This window comes from Aphanothece sacrum FPU1, from assembly GCF_003864295.1.
Classification (GTDB): Bacteria; Cyanobacteriota; Cyanobacteriia; order Cyanobacteriales; family Microcystaceae; genus Aphanothece_B; species Aphanothece_B sacrum.
Window position 1 is genome coordinate 757,471 of the sequence record NZ_BDQK01000001.1, and the last position, 21,454, is coordinate 778,924.

Consider the following 21,454-nt stretch of genomic DNA (forward strand, 5'->3'; position numbering starts at 1 on the left):
TTAAACGCTATTTCTTAAAGGTTAGACGACTGATTATGTGCTTGTAAAGCAACTCTAAGATTACCTTGATGGGTATGGAGCAGAGCTTGAGACTCTTGGCCCTCTAGTCCCGTCCAGTGCATCAATAATGCTAGTTTAACCCGTCTTCCACTACGTTCTAACAAAAATCCTGCTTCTTCTCGACTTAAATCAGTTAAGTCTTCTAAAATGCGTAGAGCGCGATCGTGGAGTTTGCGGTTAGTAACAGACACATCTATCATACGGTTGCCATAAACTTTCCCCAGACGCACCATAACCCCAGTAGAAATGATATTTAAAGCCATTTTTGTCACCGTTCCGGCTTTAAGACGAGTTGAACCCGCCAAAACTTCTGGCCCCGTTAGTAAACGAATATCAATATCAACCCTGATCTGCACTTGTTCGACAGGGACACAACTGAGAGAAACTGTACTAGCCCCTCGTTGTTTAGCGGCCTCTAATGCTCCATGAACAAAGGGTGTAGTTCCTCCAGCACTGATCCCAATTACTATATCTTTTTCGTTAATGTGTCGTTGGGCGATCGCACTGGCCCCATCTTCTTGACTATCTTCCAAATCTTCAGAACTTCTAACTAATGCGGCGGCCCCTCCTGCAATAATGCCCTGTACTAAGTCAGGATTCGTACAAAAGGTGGGGGGACATTCTGCCGCATCTAAGACCCCTAAACGTCCACTGGTTCCGGCTCCGACATAAAACAATCGTCCGCCTTTACTAAGGGCGTTACTGGTAATATCGATCACTTGGGCTAATTCTAGTCTAGCTTGAGCGATCGCTTTAAGAGTTTGAGCATCTTCTTGATTAAAGAGATCGACTAACTCTAAACAGGTCATTTGATCTAAATTGCGACTATTGGGATTAATCTGTTCGGTTAAGAGATGGCCTCGTTCTTCTAAATTTTCCATAATTTGGTTATAATAGCCCTTCTAGTTGACGGCGAATGCGGTCTAAGTCTTCTGAGGGAATATCTGAGTGGTTTGGCGGTTCAACAATGTCTGGAGTCTTGGCTTCTGTTTCCCAGTCTGTTTGTTCTAGATTTTGGTCAGGGGGAATCTCTAATTTACCATCAGGGACTAATTCCCAATCATACCGGGCATCTCGACAAAAGGTTTCTATTTCCTGAGAGTCAAAGGGTTCTACCGTAGGGGTAGGAAAATCTTGAGCTTCGAGTAATAAAGCATAGCGTGTCGCATCGTCTTCTGACTCGAACATCAATATTTTATTGCGCCCTCCCATTTGGACGGTATGAATTCCTTCATTTTCGGTTCGGGCATTGAATAGTAAGACATATACTTTAGCCATATAAAAGTTCTTATTCCTTCAAATTGTGTAACATTTTAGCTAGTTGCTCGACTGTTCCTTTAGGGTATTGTTATTTTAGAATATCTGAGAATGGCTTTTTTCTCCAAGCCTAATACATAAAGGCTCTGTGTTCAACGAATCTAATCTGACATCCTCCCGACGCTAATTGCGCTCCCCAATATAGCGCGGGGTTCCCAACTCAACCACCAAACTTATCAAGCAAGCTTTCACTTATTTGACAGAGGTTCAAATGTCCTTGAGCGTTAATTCGGGAGTGTCCCCCTACTCAAATATTCCAATCCTTTAGCCAAAAGATTACGACTGGCATTTTCATCTCTGTCGAGAATCAAGCCACATTGACAGATGTGAGTTCTTTGAGACAAAGATTTCTTGACAATAATAACAATTTTGCCAAACACCTGCCCATAGTATTCAAGCCATTCAAAAAACTGTCTCCAACCTGCATCGCTGATACTTTTGGCAAGACGATGATTCTTGACCATATTACGCACCTGAAGTTTCTCAAAAACCACCAAATCGCTAGATTTGACTACGCACCTTGCCAATTGAACGACAAAGTCTTTACGTTGGCGAGAGACTTTCAAGTGTTTTCTTCCGAGTTTATTAATTGCCTTTTTGCGCTTGTTAGACCCTTAGGTTATCGTTAGTTTGGGTAATGCTTTTACAATAATGGGATGCTCCCAAAGAGAATAAGTTGATTCTTAATCTCTTTCCGTCTTATTCCAATTGATTTCAGGTTTTTGTAAAAAATTAAGATAGATAGGAAGTTTCCAGATAAGATACTGAGGAATTGCTAACAACATCATACCTGGTATGATGGATTGACCAAATTTGAACCAACTACCGATAATTGACACCAGAATTAAAAGTCCTTGTATTAAAAACATCAAAAAAGGAAACCACGAAAATCCCACTATTGCTGCGATTAGCGAAAAGCTGGTAAAAGATAACCAGAAGATAACAAGTACAGATAAAGGGGGAACCGCTAATTCTAAAGCAAGGATCAATAGATCTAAACGTTGTTGTTTCACAGAAGCTTGCAGCAAGTGAGGAACCTGAATTAAAATCTGAGATAAATGACCATGTTCCCAGCGAGTCCGTTGACTTTTCCCTTGATCCTGTTGCATCAATCGTCCCATGACTTGCCCTTGAGGACAATAGTAAGGTGCATATCCGGCTATGGCTAGGTCAACTGATAACTGCATATCATCCACCGTGTGATTGTTGGCCACAGGAACTTGACGAATAATTGACCAGGGAAAGGCCATTCCTGAACCATTTAACAGACAGGGCATATTAAATTGTGTTAATCCATAAGGACGAACTAAATTTTTCACCATAATCGCAAAAGCAGAAATTCGATCTTTCATGCTGGGATTAAGATCCGTTTTCATCAAATAGGTACTTTGAATCGGTTTTTGTTTGGCGTAAGCTAATTTCACAAGATAATCAAGGGTGTTAGCTTCCATAAGAGAGTCAGCATCAAGTATAACAACAACTTCAGGTGGGTTGCTTTCCAGAAATTTTAAGCCATAATCTACGGCATATCCTTTCCCTCTTTGTTGAGAATTTTGCCTTTCAATGACGGTTAACCCTTTTTCTTTGACTATTTCTGCTGTTTGATCAGAGCAATTATCCGCAATCACTACAATTTTATCTTGAGGCATTAATTGAGTTAATAAAGCGTCAAGAGATTCACTAATCACTTTTGCTTCATTATGAGCAGGAATGAGAATAACTGCTGACGGACGTATTAGATGATCGGTAGGATAATTTGGTTTCGATGGGCACAGTGAAGCCAAAAACTCGATAAATAGGAATAATACTGGTATTAATAGGATTAAACCAACCGAAAAAAAAGTCATGTCAATAATATTCATCTATTTTGGGTGCTTATAGATTCAAATCTTGCACGCAATGTTTAAAACCTCATTTTAACTCAAATTACAAGGAATTAAAAGGGTTTTAGGCTCTGAAAATCAGATTTTTAGATTTTTTAAAGATGCTGCAAGATCTGAAGTAGACTGAGATTGAAAAAACAAAAACCTTACAATACAATATACCAGTTATTTTTAAAATTAAGCTAGTCCTCATGGCTTTCCCTTATCTATGATAATAAGAAAATCTTACCCGATCATAGGGTGGGTTAAGCGCGGCGATGATTTTAATGAAAAACCAATAAGTTTTAATCACCGTTACAAAAAAAAATGGTACAATTAGTACCAAAGAAACTTTCAACTTTCGACTTCGTTAACAGTTATCAATTATCCATTGATAAAATCTTGTCGTCTACGGAAAAATCAATTTCCGCTTGATGACGTTTACCGCTTAAATAATCATTCTCAAATGAGTCTGTTAAACCCTTAATTAAATCATATTCGGGTTGCCAATTTAATTCATTTAATGCTTTATGAATATCAGCAAAAAAGTGTTGCATCCGTAAAGGAAAGGCTTTTTGTTTCCCAAAATCAAACTGTTTCGGATCATAATGAACAATTTTGATCTCATCAGGAGATTTTCCGGTCGCCATCCCACAAGCACGGGCTAATCCATCAAAGGTCACATAACGTTGTCCTGAAATATTGTAAATTTGTCCAATTGCTTGTTCATTTTCTAATATGGCTGCCATCGCTTTTGCTAAGTCTTGAACATGACCAAATTGAGTAAAATGTAATCCATTTCCAGGAATAGGAATCGGGCGATCGCGTACAATTCTATCAAAAAACCAAGCCTCTAAATCATTATAATTTTGTGGCCCATAAATATAGGTCGGACGAATAGATGTCCAAGGAATACCTGCTTTTTCTAGATAGCTTTCTGTCTCAAATTTACCTTTATGACGACTTTTGGGATCGACTGCATCCCCTTCTATATGGGGCATTTGCTCAGACTTTAAATATACCCCTGCCGAACTAACATAGACAAAATGTTTAATTCTATCTTTGAAAATTTCTACTAAGGGTTGAGTATCACTTAATTCTCGCCCATTATTATCAAAAACTGCATCAAAATTTTCTGCTCCTAATTTCTCTTTTAATTGACTTATATCAGTACGATCACCTTTAATTTGTTGTATTCCTTCTACGGGTGTAGGTTTATTTCCTCTATTAAATAAGACCACCTCATGACCCTGTTTAACTAATTCTTTTGTCAAATAAACTCCGATAAAACGAGTTCCCCCCATAATTAAAATGCGCATGATTTGTTTAGTTCTCCTTTCCTTATTCTGAATCTTTTTCTACTTTATTTATTTTATATTAAATCTTGATTAAAGGCGATCAATAACTAAAAATATATTGAGAATAAATAATTAAAAAATTGGCTCTCCCGTATGTGTGGTGATAAGTAAAGGTTATGATTCGTAGGGTGGGTTAGACGCGGCAACGATTTTGGTTCTACCGAACCTAATAGGTAAAACTATTAGAAATTATGGGCTTAAACCCGCTCAGGGTTAAGCTATAAAAACAAAACCCGCCTACGCGGGTTTAATTTAGCCGGACGAAGGGAGGCTTTGTTCCTATAGTATCAGACATAAGGTCTGTATGTGGACGTTAATTTAACATAACTTGTATGGAACAAGTTTTTGAGAAATTAGGAAATCACTAATATTAAACCGTTTCTTCTTGCTCACTTTCTGAAAAATTAATTCTTTTATATAACTCTTGTAATGTAATTTCAAACTGAACTGATTCTAATTTTAAAACTGCTTCTTTTGTTTCATATTCAGTTAAAACCCATTTCCCCTCAATAGTTTTGACAAAATGCTCAACTAAAATATTATATTGATCAATAAGAATATATTCTTTAAACTCAGAAATAGAGCGATAATAACGAAACTTATCACCTCTATCTCTTGCTTTAGTTGATTTCGATAAAACTTCTACAATTAAACTAGGATTTGTAATTGTTGTTGTTCCTGGAAGTTGATAAATAGGTTGCTCTTGAACTATCATAACATCAGGATAAGTATATTCACGATAACGAGGAATCCATAGACGAACATCCCCCGCAAAGACTTCGCTATTTTGTTCCATTAAAGCGAGATTTAAGTAAGTACAAAAATCCAAAACAAGACGATTATGATTAGTTGTTCCTCCAGTCATTAAGATAATTTCTCCATCACGATATTCATGTTTATCCGTAGATTCTTTTTCTAATTTTAGATATTCTTCTGGAGTATAAACCTGTTTTTCTGTAGCTATTGTCATCTTATTTTCCCTCAACTTCCCAAATTGTTCTAGCTTTAGTTTAACAATAATTGGCGGTTCTACCGAACCTAGTATCTAAAACTATTAGAAATCATAGGCTTAAACCCGGTCGGGTTAAGCTATAAAGATAAAACCTGCTTACGGGGGTTTAATTTAGCCTCCGTTCGGGAGGCTTCGTTCATATAGTATCAGACATAAGGTCTGTGGTGTAGACGTTTATTTATCATAACTTATTCGTAGGAAGTCAGGTTGTTGGGTTTCGTTCCTCAACCCAACCCACATTTATTCTTAATCGAATAGTAGGAAGAAATTCATGATGAAGAATTATTTTGAGAACGGTTAAAAGCTTGACGTTCAGGAAACAAAGTACATAAAAGTTGATTAATATAAATCTGACCTACAACGGGAACATTCGGCATTTCATTCGGGATATTAGGTGGATTAATAATTTCGGGAATTTCTTCAACTTCTGTCTCTGGTTCTAACCATAAATCCTCCATTTCTTCCACAAATTCCGGTTTTTCAACTTCCGTTGTTTCTGGTTTAGGAATAACATCATTACTATCAAGAATAGAACCATTAGTTGCAGCAACAGAACCGTTAGTTTCCGATTTTATTGCTTGTGAAGGTTCAGATATTTCTGAAGAAACAGGACGACGAGACATATCACCAATTAATGATCCTGCCTCAATAGCTGTTCCTGGTGCAATAGAAGTATTTAAAATGGTGCTAGAAGACCCAATACAAGCATTTTTACCAATTTTACTGTGACCAACCACCAAAACTCCGGCCCCTAACATAGCACCAGATTCGATTTCGATGTCTCCCTCATAAGCATTCAAAAGAGTTCCCATACCAATACAAGCCCCTTCCCGTATCACAATGCGACTATTGGGGGCAGCTTGGAGAATGGTTCCAGGTGCCACAACTGCACCATCATGAATGGTAACATCACCAATCACGCAAATATCTAACTGAGTCGGCGGATAAACAAGGGGTAAACGCATTATTTGATTAAATAGTCAAAAGGGGCAAGACGAACTTCTTACAGAAGTAAAGCAAAAGGCAAAAGGCAAAAGTAAGAGAAATTAATGCTTTTTGACCCTTAATTGCCTTGACTCACCACTTTTGCAAGAGGTTTTTGTCCTACCCCTGATGCACTTAGATTAAGGACGTTGAATCAGAGTTTCGACTACACGCCGTTTCGCCTGAGAATCAATCCCAATCAAACGAACGTATTCACCTTGATGTTCTGCTAGACAAGCTTCTAAAGCTGCCATCACTTCAGATTCACGGGTGCTGTCAATAGGAGAGCAACTTTGCCAAGACTTGGTACGAAAACGACGCTTATCTGCGTGTTCTGTGCCAATTTTGTGTCCTTGAGCTAATAAAGACCGCACTTGAGTTACGGTTTCTGGGGTTAAGTTACGACTGCTAAAACTGCCATTAGATTGACCGTTTTGATAACTCACAGGAGCGGCAGTAGAAACGGCTCGTGAACCATTAGCTACAGCTTGGCCAGGACGCTGAATCAGGCTTTCACAGACGCGCCGTTTAGCATTAGTATCAATACCTATCAAACGCACATATTCCCCTTGATGTTCCGCTAAACAAGCTTCTAAAGCTGCCATCACTTCAGATTCACGGGTGGTATCAATAGGAGAGCAACTTTGCCAAGATTTGGTACGGAAACGACGTTGATCTGCGTGTTCTGTGCCAATTTTATAGCCTTGACCCAAGAGCGCACGAACTTGAGCGATCGCTTCTGTACTTAAGCCACTACTTCCTTGATAAGAACAAGCACCATTACTAGAACGATAAGCAACCCCAGAGCCATTAGATGATGAGGAATTAGCCGTTGCGCCAGGACGATGAATAATGGTTTCTACCATGCGCCGTTTAGCATTAACATCAATGCCAATCAAACGTACATATTCTTTATCATGTTCAGAGACAACTGATTGTACTTCTCTGATGACATCTGCTTCTCGTTTGCTGTCAATGGCTGGCCCCGTTAACCAAGAACTGGTACGAAAACGGCGTTGATTAGCAAATTCTGTGCCAACTTTATAACCTTGATTGAGCAAGGAACGGATTTGAGCAACAAGATCATCTCCCACAGTAGCTGCTTTTCCTTGGCCGTTGCTAATACTCGCGCCATTGCCATTACTGCTATAGCTAACAGGTTTATTCCCAGAACCAGGGACATCCTCAGGCCGCTGAGCAATGACTTCCAATACACGCTGTTTGGCTTGAGTATCAATACCGATCAGACGCACATATTCCCCTTGATGTTCAGCTAAACAGTTTTCTAGATTAGCTAAAACTTGATTACCTGAGCCGCTAAAACTGCCACAGGTTAACCAAGACTTAGTACGGAAACGTCTTTTATCTGCGTGTTCTGCCCCAATAGTATAACCTTGGGACAAGAGAGAACGTACTTGGGTTACAATTTCTGGACTTAAACTCATACTGGTCACCGAATTTTTATAATCAGTCTCATTAACGTCTTTTATAGAATTCTCCAACCGCTCACGAATCGGATTAATACAAACGGCATTGTCAGCACATTGATAACCGACTCGCAAGGCTTCGTTGATTTCTACCACATGACGAGCGAAAGCGCGATCAGCCTCTGTTACATCAGGAAGACGATCCGCTTGTTGTTGATTGGTAATTATGGCCCCAGAAGGAACGTATTTACCTGGTGCGATTTCCACATCCTGAATTAAGGCGTGCATCATAACAATACAACCAGCACCCACTCTGGCATTAAACACTGTGGAACGAAAGCCAATAAAGGCCCCGTCTCCAACATAGGCTGGGCCATGAATGAGTGCCATGTGGGTAATACAGGCTTTTTTACCGATCCAGACAGAATATTCGAGTTCATCGTCTCCGATAACTCGACCTTTTTCTAATCCATGAATGACCACCCCATCTTGGATGTTAGTGGCTTCACCAATGGAAAAGGGCGTGCCTTCATCAGCACGAATTGACGTTCCTGGTGCAATTAAAACATTAGCACCAACTTTGACATCACCAATGAGGTTGGAGAAAGAATGCACATAGGCACTGTCATCAATTTGGGGTTCTGCTAAGGTTTTTGACCAAGGTGTCGGGGGGGCCGCTGCTGTGCGGACTACCATGACTACTATAAGTCCTCCTAATCTGACGTTATCAGTTACCAAACAATTGACAATTAAGGTTTAAATTCCCTTGTCCATTGTCCCTTGTCTATTGATTTCCAGCCCGATATTCGTCTTTTTTGCTATAAATCTGACGATTTGCTAGGGTGATAGTATCAATAATCCCTACCACCATGGCATCAAGTGGACGTTCTTGATATCCACTTTCAATTCGGGCAGCACTTCCCCTCGATACTAATACCCACTCATTAATCCCCGCACCGACAAGATCTCCTGCCACTTCATAGTCGGGTAAGGCTTGTCCTTCGGCATCAATGAATTGTAGCAGTAAGAGCTTAACGCCTGTCATGCTTGGGGTTTTGCAGGTACTAACAACGGTTCCTCGCACTTGAGCAATTTGCATTATGCTGGCTTTTGAGGTTTATGTTATACCCGTCTTAGGGGACGATTCACACTTTCCCGGAACTGTTCTACCGCTTCGGTATAACGAATGGGTAAGACGTATTCTAAGTTTTCGTGGGGACGGGCAATAATATGATGGGAAAGCACTTGACCACCATTAACCCTTGCCACATTGGAAATTCCGGCTGCTATGGACGCTTGCACTTCGGAAACGTCGCCACGCACAATTACGGTAACGCGACCACTTCCAATCTTTTCGTAACCAACCAGGGTGACACGGGCCGCTTTGACCATCGCATCAGCCGCTTCAACTACGGCAGGGAAACCGAGGGTTTCTAACATTCCAACGGCAATTGACATTAATTTTGACTCCTATCTTGGCTGCTTGTCTACTTGTGGACTAATTGACTAATACGCTCTAAATTGTTCCACTTCCTCTGTGTAGCGGATGGGTAACACATATTCGAGGTTTTCGTGAGGACGAGCAATAATATGGGTGGATAAGACTTTACCGCCATTGACTCGATTGGCTGCCTCAATCCCGGCCGCTACGGAAGCTTGAACCTCAGAAACGTCTCCGCGCACAATTACGGTAACGCGACCACTTCCGATTTTTTCGTAACCAACCAGGGTAACACGGGCCGCTTTGACCATCGCATCAGCCGCTTCAACTACGGCAGGGAAACCGAGGGTTTCTAACATTCCAACGGCAATTGACATTTCTAATTTCCTCTTTTAAGCCAAACTAAACAACTATAGGATAAATGAATTAGAAGCTACTGCAAATTCTCTATCTAAATACCCCTCTAGACTGCTAAAATTAGCAGCACTACAAAAGTTAGGAGCGCAGTAGACCTATCCGCTTTCTCCTGAGATTATTGATCCTTTTGATCTGATATTTTTCAGTTCAAGGATACTCGTCAGTTTTTTCCGACGGGAGTAGCTAACTTATCAACCTCTATATTTAAGAATAGGCAACCTTGGCCCCTTTGACAATATAAATCACTATGATATTTTCTAATCTTATGGTTAATGAAAGTTAATAGTTATCTTTGCTTTGTCTAAGAAGACAGCTAGATCAATGGTTTGACCTTTGTAGAAGGGGACAAACTGTTTTATAATTTTTTCATAATGAGAGTTTAATGGGGTAAACTTGTCTAGGTAATCCTGGGCAGGACTGATTTGCTTTGTCTGGTTGAATCGGTTTACTTAAGATGTATCTTGGTTAATTAACAGCCCATATCCCCGATAGCTGACTCAGAAATGACTGGCGATCAAATAAGTAATAATACTGAAAATGGGAGTTGATTGAGAAGTAATCAAGGTATTGCTCAAAAGGTTGGCACTGATAATCTAAGCCAGAGTAAGACCGCAAAAAATTTCTAACCTCTACTTATCTAAGTTTAGCTTATTTGTCACCCTAACATCTGAGGTCATTAATTGATCTCAATCATCATTAATCCGATGATATCTTAAGAAAGTTATCCCAAAATTAATGTTGTCCCTTCAAAAATACTAAATTTAGATGAATGATTTTCTCTTGCAAAGTAGTTGGTTTATTCCCTTTTATGGTTTAATTGGTTCTTTATTAAGTCTGCCTTGGTCTTTAGGCATTATCCGACGAACGGGCCCTAGACCGGCCGCTTATATCAATTTATTAATGACGACTATTGCTTTTATTCATGGTACAGTGGCTTTTAGGCTCATTTGGCAACGACAAACAGAGCAATTAGTCTTTAATTGGCTCAAAGTGGCTGATTTAGACTTGTCTTTAACTATGCAATTATCTCCCGTAAGTTTAGGGGCCTTAGAACTAATTACCATGATTAGTTTATTAGCTCAAATTTATGCTTTGGGTTATATGGAGAAAGATTGGTCTTTAGGCAGATTTTACGGGTTAATGGGTATTTTTGAAGCGTCTTTAGGCGCGATCGCCCTCAGTGACTCTTTATTACTTAGTTATGGACTCTTAGAAATTCTCACTCTCTCAACTTATTTATTAGTAGGATTTTGGTATGCTCAACCTTTGGTAGTAACTGCGGCCCGAGATGCCTTTTTAACCAAACGGGTTGGGGATATTATTTTATTAATGGGTTTAGTGGCTTTGTCTAGTTACGGAGAAGGGTTAACTTTCTCTCAGCTTGAAACTTGGGCCAATAGTTCCCCAGTAGATACGGTAACAGCAGCTTGGTTAGGATTATCATTAATTGCGGGGCCTACAGGGAAATGCGCTCAATTTCCCTTGAATTTGTGGTTAGATGAAGCGATGGAAGGGCCGAACCCGGCTGGTATTATGCGGAATTCTATCGTAGTTTCGGCTGGAGCTTATGTTTTAATTAAACTTCAGCCTATTTTTACTCTTTCTCCGGTTTCTTCGACTACTTTAATTATTTTAGGCTCTGTTACGGCTATTGGTGCTTCTTTAATTGCTTTAGCTCAAATCGACATTAAACGGGCCTTATGTCATTCTACCAGTGTCTATTTAGGCTTGGTATTTATAGCTGTAGGTTTGGGTCATGTAGATATCGCCTTTTTACTGTTATTTAGTCATGCGATCGCCAAAGCTCTCTTATTTATGTGTGCTGGCTCAATTATTCTCACCACTAGCAATCAGAATATCACAGAAATGGGTGGTTTGTGGTCACGAATGCCTGCGACAACTATGGCTTTTCTGGTAGGTTCTATGGGATTATTAGGGTTGCTACCTATGGGGATGTTTTGGACGATACAGCGATGGTTAAATGGCTCTTGGAACGTTCCGACATGGTTATTAGGTATATTATGCTTTGTTAATGTTTTATGTGCCTTAAATTTAACCCGTATCTTCCGTCTTGTCTTTTTAGGTCAACATCAAAGTAAAACCCGTCGCACACCGGAGGTTGCTTGGCCGATGGCTTTTCCTATAGTTACTTTGATCTTAATTACTTTATTAGCTCCTTTAGTTCCCATTCGTTGGTCATTGTGGTTATCCCCAACTACTCCTTTAACGGATAATACCAGTTTTGCGGTTGAGTGGGGTATGCATTTACTGGTTATTTCTGGCATAATAGGTTGTTTAATAGGTGCAATGATAACACTAACGCGATCGGCGGCCAGACCTACTCAATTTTATTGGCGATTTTTCCAAGATTTGTTTGCTTATGACTTTTATTTAGATCGAGTTTATGCTTTCACGGTTGTAGCTGCTGTGGGAAATATTTCTCGTTTAGCTGCTTGGTTTGATCGCTATATCGTTGATGGTGCAGTTAATTTGGTCAGTTTAGCCACAATTTTTAGTGGTAATGCTCTGAAATATAATGTATCAGGACAATCACAATTTTATGTTTTCACTATTCTCATGGGAATCAGTTTATTAATGTGGTTTGTTTTGAATGGTCAATGGTCTATCATTATCAATTATTGGTCATCTTTCATGGCTTAGAGAGAAATCCAAATGCCAACAGGCTAAAGCCTGTGGCTATACAAACAAAGCCCGCCTTCGCGGACTTTTATTAACAAATAATCATTAATTATGCTCAGTACCTTAGTCTGTATTCCGTTATTTAGTGCTATTTTAATTGCTTTTTTACCTGGAAAAATTGAGGCAGAACGAAACCGTCAAATCTCAATCACTATTGCTAGTATCCTCTTAATTTTAACTTTAGTAATAGGGTTTCAGTTTGATCCGAGTAATACTGAAATGCAGTTAACAGAGTATTTACCTTGGCTTCAAGGAATAGGCTTAACTTACAATTTAGGAATTGATGGGTTATCATTTCCTTTGGTTTGTATTAATAGTCTCTTAACTTTAATTGCAATTTATAGCACTAGCCCAACCATTGAGCGATCGGGGTTTTATTATGCACTTATTTTTATTCTAAATAGTGGAGTAAGTGGAGCTTTTTTATCACAAAACTTATTACTTTTCTTCCTGTTTTATGAATTAGAAATTATTCCCCTGTATTTTCTCATTGTTATTTGGGGTGGCCCAAAACGGGGTTATGCAGGTATGAAATTTCTTCTTTATACTGCCGTTTCAGGATTTTTGGTTTTGGGGTCATTTTTGGGTTTAGTGTGGCTCTCAGGGGCATCTACGTTTGACTATGAGCCTTTACGTTCCCATACTCTACCCCTATCTACTCAATTAATTTTACTAGCTCCTTTGCTCATTGGGTTAGCCATCAAAATTCCAATTTTTCCCTTCCATACTTGGTTACCGGATGCTCACGTAGAAGCGTCTACCCCTGTTTCTGTCTTATTAGCTGGAGTATTATTAAAATTGGGGACTTATGGGTTATTACGGTTTGGGATAGGGTTATTTTTGGATGCTTGGGTATATATAGCCCCTTGGTTAGCCACATTAGCCGCCATTAGTGCTTTATATGGGGCTTCTTGTGCCATTGTACAAAAAGATATGAAGAAGGTGGTAGCTTATTCTTCTATTGCTCACATGGCTTATATTTTATTAGCTGCTGCTGCAACTACCCGTTTAAGTATTATTGCTGCTACTTTTCAAATGGTGAGTCATGGGTTAATTTCGGCTATGTTATTCCTGTTAGTGGGGGTAGTGTATAAGAAGACAGGAAGTCGTGATGTTAACTATTTGCGAGGTTTATTGACTCCACAACGGGGTTTACCTATCATTGGTACTTTAACTATTATGGGAGTGATGGCCAGTGCAGGTATTCCGGGAATGGTGGGCTTTATTGCCGAATTTTTGGTATTTAGGGGCAGTTTTCCCATATTTCCGGTGCAAACCTTATTATGTTTAATTGGTAGTGGTTTAACTGCTGTTTATTTCTTGTTAATGGTTAACAGGGTATTTTTTGGGCGTTTAACTCCTGAATTATCGGAATTACCCCGTGTTTTATGGTCTGAACGCATTCCTGCTATGGTTTTAGCCGTTTTAATTCTGATTTTGGGAATACAACCGGGTTGGATGGTACGTTGGAGTGAACCTCAAGCTGGAGTATTATTAACTGGACAAACTGAGGTAGTTATAAATTATGAATTATGAATTATGAATTATGAATTATGTAGGGGTTTAACAATGTTAAACCCCTACTCAATTTATTACTATTTAGAATCATCTGATTTTTGTTGAGTTTCTATCAATTTTTGTAAGATTTGAGTCATGTCTACTTGTCGCTGCTCAATTTTATCAAAACGGTTATAAAAGTCTGATTGTATTTCATAAAAATCGGACATAGAACGAGTTAATTGTCCTAAAAGCTTATATATCCCTTGACGCTCTTTTTCCCATTGTTCACGGTCTTTTTCTCGTTGTTCACGCTCTTTTTGCCATTCTCCTGATAATGCTTGAATTGACTTAGCATTAGAATTAGCGATCGCTCTTGTTTCTTGGAGTCCTTGTCGAACCTCTTGAAGTCCTGCTAAAACATTTTCTGCTAAAGCTTCTAATCTGTCAAGTCTGTTAGGGTCACTGTTATTCATGATATCCTCAAGGTTAAGTGTATACATTGTTTTTTTGTCCCCTAATTGCTGTTAGGGGACTATTTTTATTTTAATCCTCTACTTCCTCAGTTTCTTTAAAAATATCCTCGTCATCTTCTATCTCACCAGATTCATCTTCGTCATCTTCGGAAAAGTCATGCAAATCTCGAACTTTGGGCAAAGAGTCATCTGATTCAGAGGATTCTTTGATTTGCTCATCAATCAAATCAACTTTAGGTAAGATCACATGAAAATCTTTTCGCCAAGTTGAGATAGAGTGTTCTTGCCAATCAATTTCATTACTAACATCCTCTTTAGTCCTTTTTATCAAGTCTCTCACACCCTCAGAGGAATTCAACAATATCATTTTGACAAGTTCTATACATTTCTCTGTTCCAGATCCTGTAGTTATTATGGTTAATTTTTCATTGGGACTCACTAGAACGTTAGACCAATGAGATTTATTTCTGTTAAAAAAGCCATCTTCATGCATTTTACTAATACTATCCGAGATAGAATTAAGAGTTTCTGGAATACGGTATTCTGTCGATATCCTAAGCAAGAACTTTGAAATAGCAAAAAAAAGAATTTTTTGTCCTAGAACAGTATAAAGAATGCTGGACTGTCGTAATTGTTTTATACTTGCTTTTTGAGTTGCATTTAATCGAGCTTGCTCTGGTTGAATAGGAATATCTATACCTACATGACTGATCTGAGATATCCAATCTTTGAATGGCTGAAGTTCAGTAAAAAACCACTTAAGCAATTTTTTTGTGCCTATGTTTTTAAGTTGAGGATGAGACTCATAATAAGTATTAAGAGCAATATTACGTTCTTTCGGTGAATTGAATGATTTTTTTAATGCTTCCTTCTGATAATCTTTTAATAGTTCAATAGTACATTGACTCACTAAATCTAAAGTCGTTAGATAAGGGTCTGATTGGTTCAAGCTTCTTGCCGTAGAAGACCATTTAACAAATCTATCTTCAAGCACTCCTTCTTCTAAAAGATTTCTAGGAATCAACGCCGATATTTTACTATCATCAAGCAATAATTGAGTTTGTTTATCTATAGATTTTGCTGTCTTATTTATCACTGTAAATATATTACGAGTTGCTTTGATTATCTCATCTCTTACAGTTTCACTTAAGGCTGAATGACCAACCCTGCCAAGCTCACCAAACACCAAATAAACAACTGGTATGTCAAAGGTTTCTGAACAACTGAAGTTATCGTTTGTTTGTTGAGAATTTAAAGGCTCTTTTCCAGTATGAGCATTCCAATATCTTTTTAATGAAAGAAGTCTATGTTGACCATCAATTACAATTCTAGCTACATTTTTATAGAGCTTTAAATTAACCCATTTTTCAACGATTTTTCCTTTACTCTGAACTGTCTCGAAATCCCAAAACTCTGTTTGGTCATTTGAGTTAGGCAAAAGTACAACTACAATTGAATTAAAAAATCGAATTCCACCCTGAGCTAAGTAAGAAAATATTTCTGTATTTGCTCTGTTTGCATCTAGTTTTCTTTGAACTCGTTCAGAGAAGCTCCAACTGCCTTGAATTTCATCAGCAAATCTAATATTTTCAACCGCATCACTTTGATCCAGAGTTGTTATAAAGTACCTAACTTGACCAAATTTACCACTGATTGCTTTATATTCAATAGTCTCTGGAGACTGATCATCTAATTCCATTTTCTAACTCCTTTGGGTATTAAACTTAGGTTGACATAGCTGAATTAATAGACTTTCCAATTCTCTAGAAATCTCTTTTGGGCAAAGGACGCAAACGAATAAAAATTCGTCATAAGGTCTTGAATTTCCGTATCTTGAAAAAAAACCATCGTCTCTCTCTAAATGCTGAATAAATCTCTCTCTTAATTTGCTTGCAGTACCAATATAATCTGGGCGTTGGAAAATGCTACATGAAATTAACATTTTTTTTAACATTCTTCGGTTTTTAGGGTCAGAAACAGCTTCGATAAATTGCTCCATTTTGGGAGACAAACCAACAGGTTCTCCACAAGTATCGACAATGAATTTACTTCTATTATCTTTTTCAGAAAACTTTGTTTTAAATACCGTATTTTTTAAGCGAATATCTATATCTTCAGATATATTTTTCTCAGAAAAATCAAAAGCATGATAAAAGGCATAAACACCTGAATTTTCAGGAATATAATCTGCTGCGGACCTCGTCGCCGTTACTACTGTAAAATTCTTAAAAAAGTTGTCGTGAACTGTTTCTTCCATAATCCTATGAGAAATGATAGAGAAAGATTACAAGATATTTGGTTCTACCGGACAAGTTATGCTAAATTATCACAAATAATAGACTTTAACTCTAAAGAGTTAAGCTATACAAACAAAGGTTGCCTACGCAACCTAGAATTTAGTCCGCGAAGGCGGACTTAGTTTTTATAGTATCAGGCTTTAGCCTGTTATTAATTATTAGTTTAGTTTAGCTGTCATTGTAAATGTAGAAAAATCTTGATCTTCCCATCTAATCAACTACAGGATAGACTATTTGTATATCATTGGTGCGGTATGCTGGCCGGACTTCGCCACCAGGGACAACAAATCCCCCCAACCAGGGAACAATAGTTGTTGTAACATAAGGGGCAGGTGTCGTCCCGTAAATCTTCCAGGTATTGGTCTGCGTATCATAATCCAAGATTTCCCTAGAAAAACCAGGATGTTTGTCCGGGGGTTGAAAATCCACTTTTGAACCATCATCCCCTCCCAAAACCAAAAGATGCGATCGCCCTAATGGTAAACTAGGAGTAGGCGCGGCCACGGCTGAACGGGGCAAATCTGCTAACTGTTGCCAACCTGTCCCCGGTCGATAACGATAAGCATCTCGTAGATACTCCCGTTTTGCTTTACCGTCTGGGCCAGGATACAACCTAGCACCACTAAACAGGTAGAATGCCCCATCCTGAACCCCCGCAACGGGCAAAATTCGCCCCGGACCCGGCCAAGGTGGAAGTTCTTGCCAACCTTTGTTAAAATGGTTTAAATCCAAGGCCCAAAAGGTCTGGAGGGCTTCGGTAGCACCTGGACGAGTTATACCCCCCGCCAGATAAATCATGTCTCCTAGTCGCGCACCGGCCGCAAATGCACAAGGTTGGGGCAATGGGGGAAGGTTTTTGAGGTTTAGGGCGTTATCGCGCCAATTAATTAGGAAAACCTCCTTAAAATGTTCCTCGGCGTTGCCTCCTCCCATCACCAGCACTCCTTCTTCAGTAGAGAGGGATACTGCATGAGCAATAGGTTGAGGAAGTTTAAGACCGCTTTTCCAACTTCCTTGGGCATTTTCTAGGATAAACGCCTGATCATACCAGACCTTTTTACCACCTTTCCAGGGGGGGGCATCAGGAAAATTAGTTCCTCCTGCCACGATTAAAGCATTATTACTAACTCCTGCTAGGGGGGCCGCTAATCCAAGGGGGTTGGGTAAACTGGATAAACTTTGCCAACGCAAACTATTACTACTATAAGCCATTGTTTGCATGGCAATTATTAATAGCAAAATTGCCCATCCTAATAGACAATATTGCAGCGATCGCTTGATTTTATCCATAATTAATTATACCAAAGATTGTAGAGGCGAGTTTTTGTAGGGGCGGGTTTTTAACAGGAGTTATGATTCTCACGAAGAAGTAAGATAAACTAGCCCTAAGTAGTCGGACATAAATAAACAATACTATGTTAAGAAATGTAACTAGGTTGTAACCCCTCTCCGGCGCTCCGGCGCTCCCCTGCTCACTTCACCGTAACGTTTATTTTTGTCCAGCAAGTATTGGAGAAATTATAGATGATTTAATTCTCATTGCTGAAGACCGGAAATGCACAAGATTATCAAGACTGTATCAGTCATATTCCGTTTATCTAGGTTGATTACTGATTATCAACTCTACTCTGTTTATATTCTGGGTAAAGTAGGAAGTCAATACGCAAAATTATAGCAATCGCCAGGGCGGGTTTATCTAGTCTTTTTGTGAAAATCATTGACTTATGTAAAAAAACCGCCCCTACACTAAAAATTAATCTCCAGCTAAAAATTTAAGATAACTTTCACCTAATTCTTTAACTGCTAAATCATACAATTCTTTGCCATGTTCAGGAGTCGCTAAAGCAGGATTTGATCCCATTCTGCCATCAGGATAATGAACCCGAAAATCTTCTGCACCATAAATAGCATATCCCGATGCAACATCAGGAGACAAAAAAGCATTTTTAATCGATTCAGGATAGACATATTGAGTAACTGCTACCTCAGAAGGAGTCGCATGAGAACCCTCTTGATCACCATATAATTCCTTCGCTTTTTGATAGACAGAACGACACATAAACCAGTTACCAACTTGACAACGAACCTGAGCAGCTTGAGGTACTTTTAAGTGAGATAAATGATAATAAGTCTCCGAAAAAGCAGCTTTTAAAGTAGCAATATTTCCCCCATGACCATTAATAAAATAATAGCGAGTAAAACCAGCTTCAGTTAAACAAGTAAGATAATCAATAATGACTTGAATTAATGTACTCGGACGTAAACTAATAGTGCCAGGAAAAGCCGTATGATGTAAAGCCATACCCACATTAATAGTAGGCGCAACCATCACTTGATGATTTTCTGAGACCCCTTTGGCGATCGCTTCTGCACAAATAGCATCAGTACCAATAAGTCCAGTAGGGCCATGTTGTTCAGTGGAGCCTATAGGTATAATAATACCAGAGGAAATCTTTAGATAATTTTCAACTTCTTGCCAAGTAGCGAGGTGTAATAACATAGGGTCTAGATTTTAGAAATAATTAGATACCTTTTTTGTTATCTAGATTACTAGGATAGGGAGGTTGTTCATTGAGAGAACCCAAACGATTAAAGGGCCAAAAACGAACAAAAGCCTTGCCAATAATTTTCTCTTTAGGAACAAATCCCCAATAATGGGAATCATAACTATTATTACGATTATCTCCTAATACTAAATATTCTCCTTGGGAGACCGTAACAGGGCCATAATTATAATTAGGATCTTCAGAAATATATTTTTCTGATATTCTTTGTCCATTCACATAAACATGACCTGCTTTTACCTCAATGGTTTCTCCAGGTAAGCCAATTACTCGTTTAATAAACGCATCATGAAAATTTTGAGCTTCTAAAGCTTGAGTGGGATTAAATACTACCACATCACCCCTTTGAGGTTCTTGAAAACGATAACTTAATTTCTCAATAATCAGGCGATCGTTAATTTGTAAAGTAGGTTCCATCGAAGAAGAAGGAATGTATCGCGCTTCCGCTACAAATGTCCGAATACCGAAGGCCAAAATAGCAGCAGTTGCCACAGTTTTTAATCCTTCAACCCAGGGATTTTCTTGGGGAGAATTATTATTTTTTTGATTCTTTTTATTCAAGCTTCGAGCCATAGGAGTGAGTGTATTTTATCAAAAAGTAAGAACAATCGAGTCGGGAAAAGTTAAGGTAACGAATTGTCGCTTTTTATTGTAACAACATCCGAGTTAGGGAGAAAATTAAAGTATTCTAGAGTTTATTTAGGGATAAATTATGAAAAAGTTGCTCATTCGTCACGCTCAGATTCTTTTACCTTCAGAGGAATTTTTGGTCGGGGATGTGCTAATCCAAGAGGGTAAGATCCTCGAAGTGGCTTCGGAGATTACCGAGACTGATCTTACTACCATCATAGACGCTACCGGACTAACTTTGTTGCCTGGGGTTATTGATCCTCAAGTCCATTTTCGGGAACCTGGTTTAGAACACAAGGAAGACCTGTTTACTGCGTCTTGTGCTTGTGCTAGAGGGGGTGTGACATCTTTCTTGGAAATGCCTAATACTCGCCCTTTAACCACGACTCAAGCTGCTTTAGATGATAAATTACACCGTGCCTCACAAAAGTGTCTAGTCAATTATGGCTTTTTTATTGGGGCAACACCAGAAAATTTACCAGATTTATTAACGGCTCATCCGACTTGTGGTATTAAAATATTTATGGGATCGTCTCACGGGGCTTTATTAGTCAGTCGAGAACAAGAATTAGAGACGATTTTTGCTCAAGGTCGTCGTTTAATTGCGGTTCATGCTGAAGATCAAGCCAGAATTATTCAACGTCGTCAACAATTTTATGGTATTACTGATCCGGCAATTCATTCTCAGATACAAGATGAAGAAACCGCTCTTAATGCGACAAAATTAGCCTTAAAGTTATCAAAAAAATATCAACGACGTTTACATATTCTGCATCTTTCGACAGGGATAGAGGCGGAATTTTTACGCACAAATAAATCCAGTTGGGTGACAGCAGAAGTTACCCCACAACATTTATTATTAAATACGGATGCTTATGCTCAAATTGACACTTTAGCGCAAATGAATCCTCCTTTGCGATCGCCTGAAAATAATGAAATTCTTTGGCAAGCTTTATTAGATGGAGTGATTGATTTTATTGCGACAGATCATGCTCCCCATACGTTAGAAGAAAAGGCGCAAAGTTACCCTCATTCTCCTTCGGGAATGCCTGGAGTGGAAACTTCTTTACCTTTAATGTTAACTCAAGCGATGACCGGAAAATGTAGTGTTGCTCAAGTTGCTAATTGGATGTCTACGGCAGTGGCAAAAGCTTATCATATTACCAATAAAGGCTTAATTAAATCGGGTTATGATGCTGATTTAGTGTTAGTGGATTTAAAAAATTATCATCCGGTTTTACGACAAGAGTTACAAACTAAATGCGGTTGGAGTCCCTTTGAAGGTTGGAATTTAACGGGATGGCCAGTTGTTACTATTGTGGGGGGACAAATTGTTTATGAACGGGGTAAATTAAATACAGAGGTTAGAGGACAAGCAATAAATTATCAATTGTGACAACCTGAGTTCGACA

The 21,454-nt window shown here is 38.8% G+C and carries 19 protein-coding genes and 1 pseudogene; 3 read left to right on the forward strand and 17 right to left on the reverse strand.

The window, feature by feature from the left end; all coding sequences use genetic code 11:
* Nucleotides 1-14: 14 nt before the first annotated feature.
* The 11 genes and pseudogenes from murQ to AsFPU1_RS03525 all read right to left on the reverse strand — a co-directional run bounded on the left by murQ (nucleotide 15) and on the right by AsFPU1_RS03525 (nucleotide 9,838).
* On the reverse strand, nucleotides 15-941 hold the full coding sequence (gene murQ, locus AsFPU1_RS03475) for an N-acetylmuramic acid 6-phosphate etherase (RefSeq protein ID WP_124977818.1): 927 nt from the start codon (nucleotides 939-941) through the stop codon (nucleotides 15-17).
* A 7-nt stretch (nucleotides 942-948) separates the two neighbouring features.
* Nucleotides 949-1,338, reverse strand: coding sequence for a DUF3110 domain-containing protein (locus AsFPU1_RS03480; RefSeq protein ID WP_124977821.1), 390 nt, complete (start codon nucleotides 1,336-1,338; stop codon nucleotides 949-951).
* Nucleotides 1,339-1,601: 263 nt separating this feature from the next.
* Nucleotides 1,602-1,991: pseudogene (locus AsFPU1_RS03485) on the reverse strand (RNA-guided endonuclease InsQ/TnpB family protein); the annotation flags it as partial.
* 69 nt (nucleotides 1,992-2,060) lie between these two features.
* Entirely contained in the window at nucleotides 2,061-3,161 is a 1,101-nt protein-coding gene (locus AsFPU1_RS03490; protein WP_227875699.1) for a glycosyltransferase family 2 protein, read from the reverse strand.
* Nucleotides 3,162-3,619: 458 nt separating this feature from the next.
* Nucleotides 3,620-4,558, reverse strand: a complete 939-nt coding sequence (locus tag AsFPU1_RS03495; protein ID WP_124977825.1) for an NAD-dependent epimerase/dehydratase family protein — start codon at nucleotides 4,556-4,558, stop codon at nucleotides 3,620-3,622.
* A 409-nt stretch (nucleotides 4,559-4,967) separates the two neighbouring features.
* Nucleotides 4,968-5,567 carry a Uma2 family endonuclease gene (locus tag AsFPU1_RS03500; RefSeq protein WP_124977827.1) on the reverse strand — a complete coding sequence of 200 codons (600 nt, stop codon included), beginning with the start codon at nucleotides 5,565-5,567 and terminating at the stop codon, nucleotides 4,968-4,970.
* A gap of 311 nt (nucleotides 5,568-5,878) precedes the next feature.
* Nucleotides 5,879-6,574, reverse strand: coding sequence for a beta-carboxysome scaffolding protein CcmN (ccmN, locus tag AsFPU1_RS03505; RefSeq protein ID WP_124977829.1), 696 nt, complete (start codon nucleotides 6,572-6,574; stop codon nucleotides 5,879-5,881).
* A gap of 159 nt (nucleotides 6,575-6,733) precedes the next feature.
* Nucleotides 6,734-8,716 carry a beta-carboxysome scaffolding protein CcmM gene (ccmM, locus tag AsFPU1_RS03510; RefSeq protein ID WP_124977831.1) on the reverse strand — a complete coding sequence of 661 codons (1,983 nt, stop codon included), beginning with the start codon at nucleotides 8,714-8,716 and terminating at the stop codon, nucleotides 6,734-6,736.
* An 88-nt stretch (nucleotides 8,717-8,804) separates the two neighbouring features.
* Complete coding sequence (gene ccmL / locus AsFPU1_RS03515; RefSeq protein WP_124977833.1) at nucleotides 8,805-9,119, reverse strand: beta-carboxysome shell vertex protein CcmL; 315 nt, start codon at nucleotides 9,117-9,119, stop codon at nucleotides 8,805-8,807.
* A 23-nt stretch (nucleotides 9,120-9,142) separates the two neighbouring features.
* Nucleotides 9,143-9,478: a carbon dioxide-concentrating mechanism protein CcmK gene (locus AsFPU1_RS03520; RefSeq protein WP_124977835.1), complete on the reverse strand. Its 336-nt coding sequence runs from the start codon at nucleotides 9,476-9,478 to the stop codon at nucleotides 9,143-9,145.
* A 48-nt stretch (nucleotides 9,479-9,526) separates the two neighbouring features.
* Nucleotides 9,527-9,838, reverse strand: a complete 312-nt coding sequence (locus tag AsFPU1_RS03525; protein WP_124977837.1) for a carbon dioxide-concentrating mechanism protein CcmK — start codon at nucleotides 9,836-9,838, stop codon at nucleotides 9,527-9,529.
* Between the two features lie 805 nt (nucleotides 9,839-10,643).
* Here AsFPU1_RS03525 and AsFPU1_RS03530 point away from each other — a divergent pair.
* Together AsFPU1_RS03530 and AsFPU1_RS03535 are read left to right on the forward strand one after the other, a co-directional pair.
* A complete protein-coding gene (locus tag AsFPU1_RS03530) occupies nucleotides 10,644-12,539 on the forward strand; it encodes an NAD(P)H-quinone oxidoreductase subunit F (protein WP_124977839.1) in 1,896 nt (631 codons plus the stop codon).
* A 90-nt stretch (nucleotides 12,540-12,629) separates the two neighbouring features.
* On the forward strand, nucleotides 12,630-14,114 hold the full coding sequence (locus AsFPU1_RS03535) for an NADH-quinone oxidoreductase subunit M (RefSeq protein ID WP_124977841.1): 1,485 nt from the start codon (nucleotides 12,630-12,632) through the stop codon (nucleotides 14,112-14,114).
* 59 nt (nucleotides 14,115-14,173) lie between these two features.
* Here the strand turns inward: AsFPU1_RS03535 and AsFPU1_RS03540 are convergent, their stop codons facing one another.
* From AsFPU1_RS03540 to lepB, 6 genes are all read right to left on the reverse strand, one after another.
* The gene (locus AsFPU1_RS03540) at nucleotides 14,174-14,551 is read right to left on the reverse strand and encodes a hypothetical protein (RefSeq protein ID WP_124977843.1); all 378 of its coding nucleotides are present in this window, start codon (nucleotides 14,549-14,551) and stop codon (nucleotides 14,174-14,176) included.
* A gap of 70 nt (nucleotides 14,552-14,621) precedes the next feature.
* Nucleotides 14,622-16,250, reverse strand: coding sequence for a DNA sulfur modification protein DndB (locus tag AsFPU1_RS03545; protein WP_124977845.1), 1,629 nt, complete (start codon nucleotides 16,248-16,250; stop codon nucleotides 14,622-14,624).
* A 3-nt stretch (nucleotides 16,251-16,253) separates the two neighbouring features.
* The gene (locus tag AsFPU1_RS03550; protein WP_124977847.1) at nucleotides 16,254-16,808 is read right to left on the reverse strand and encodes a GIY-YIG nuclease family protein; all 555 of its coding nucleotides are present in this window, start codon (nucleotides 16,806-16,808) and stop codon (nucleotides 16,254-16,256) included.
* A gap of 250 nt (nucleotides 16,809-17,058) precedes the next feature.
* Nucleotides 17,059-18,138, reverse strand: coding sequence for a galactose oxidase (locus AsFPU1_RS03555; RefSeq protein WP_124977849.1), 1,080 nt, complete (start codon nucleotides 18,136-18,138; stop codon nucleotides 17,059-17,061).
* 463 nt (nucleotides 18,139-18,601) lie between these two features.
* Nucleotides 18,602-19,348 carry a creatininase family protein gene (locus AsFPU1_RS03560; RefSeq protein ID WP_124977852.1) on the reverse strand — a complete coding sequence of 249 codons (747 nt, stop codon included), beginning with the start codon at nucleotides 19,346-19,348 and terminating at the stop codon, nucleotides 18,602-18,604.
* 22 nt (nucleotides 19,349-19,370) lie between these two features.
* Nucleotides 19,371-19,985 (reverse strand): signal peptidase I, encoded by a 615-nt coding sequence (gene lepB / locus AsFPU1_RS03565; protein ID WP_124977854.1) that lies wholly within the window; start codon nucleotides 19,983-19,985, stop codon nucleotides 19,371-19,373.
* 139 nt (nucleotides 19,986-20,124) lie between these two features.
* Between lepB and AsFPU1_RS03570 the strand changes: the two genes are divergently transcribed.
* A complete protein-coding gene (locus tag AsFPU1_RS03570; RefSeq protein WP_124977856.1) occupies nucleotides 20,125-21,438 on the forward strand; it encodes a dihydroorotase in 1,314 nt (437 codons plus the stop codon).
* Nucleotides 21,439-21,454 lie beyond the last annotated feature (16 nt).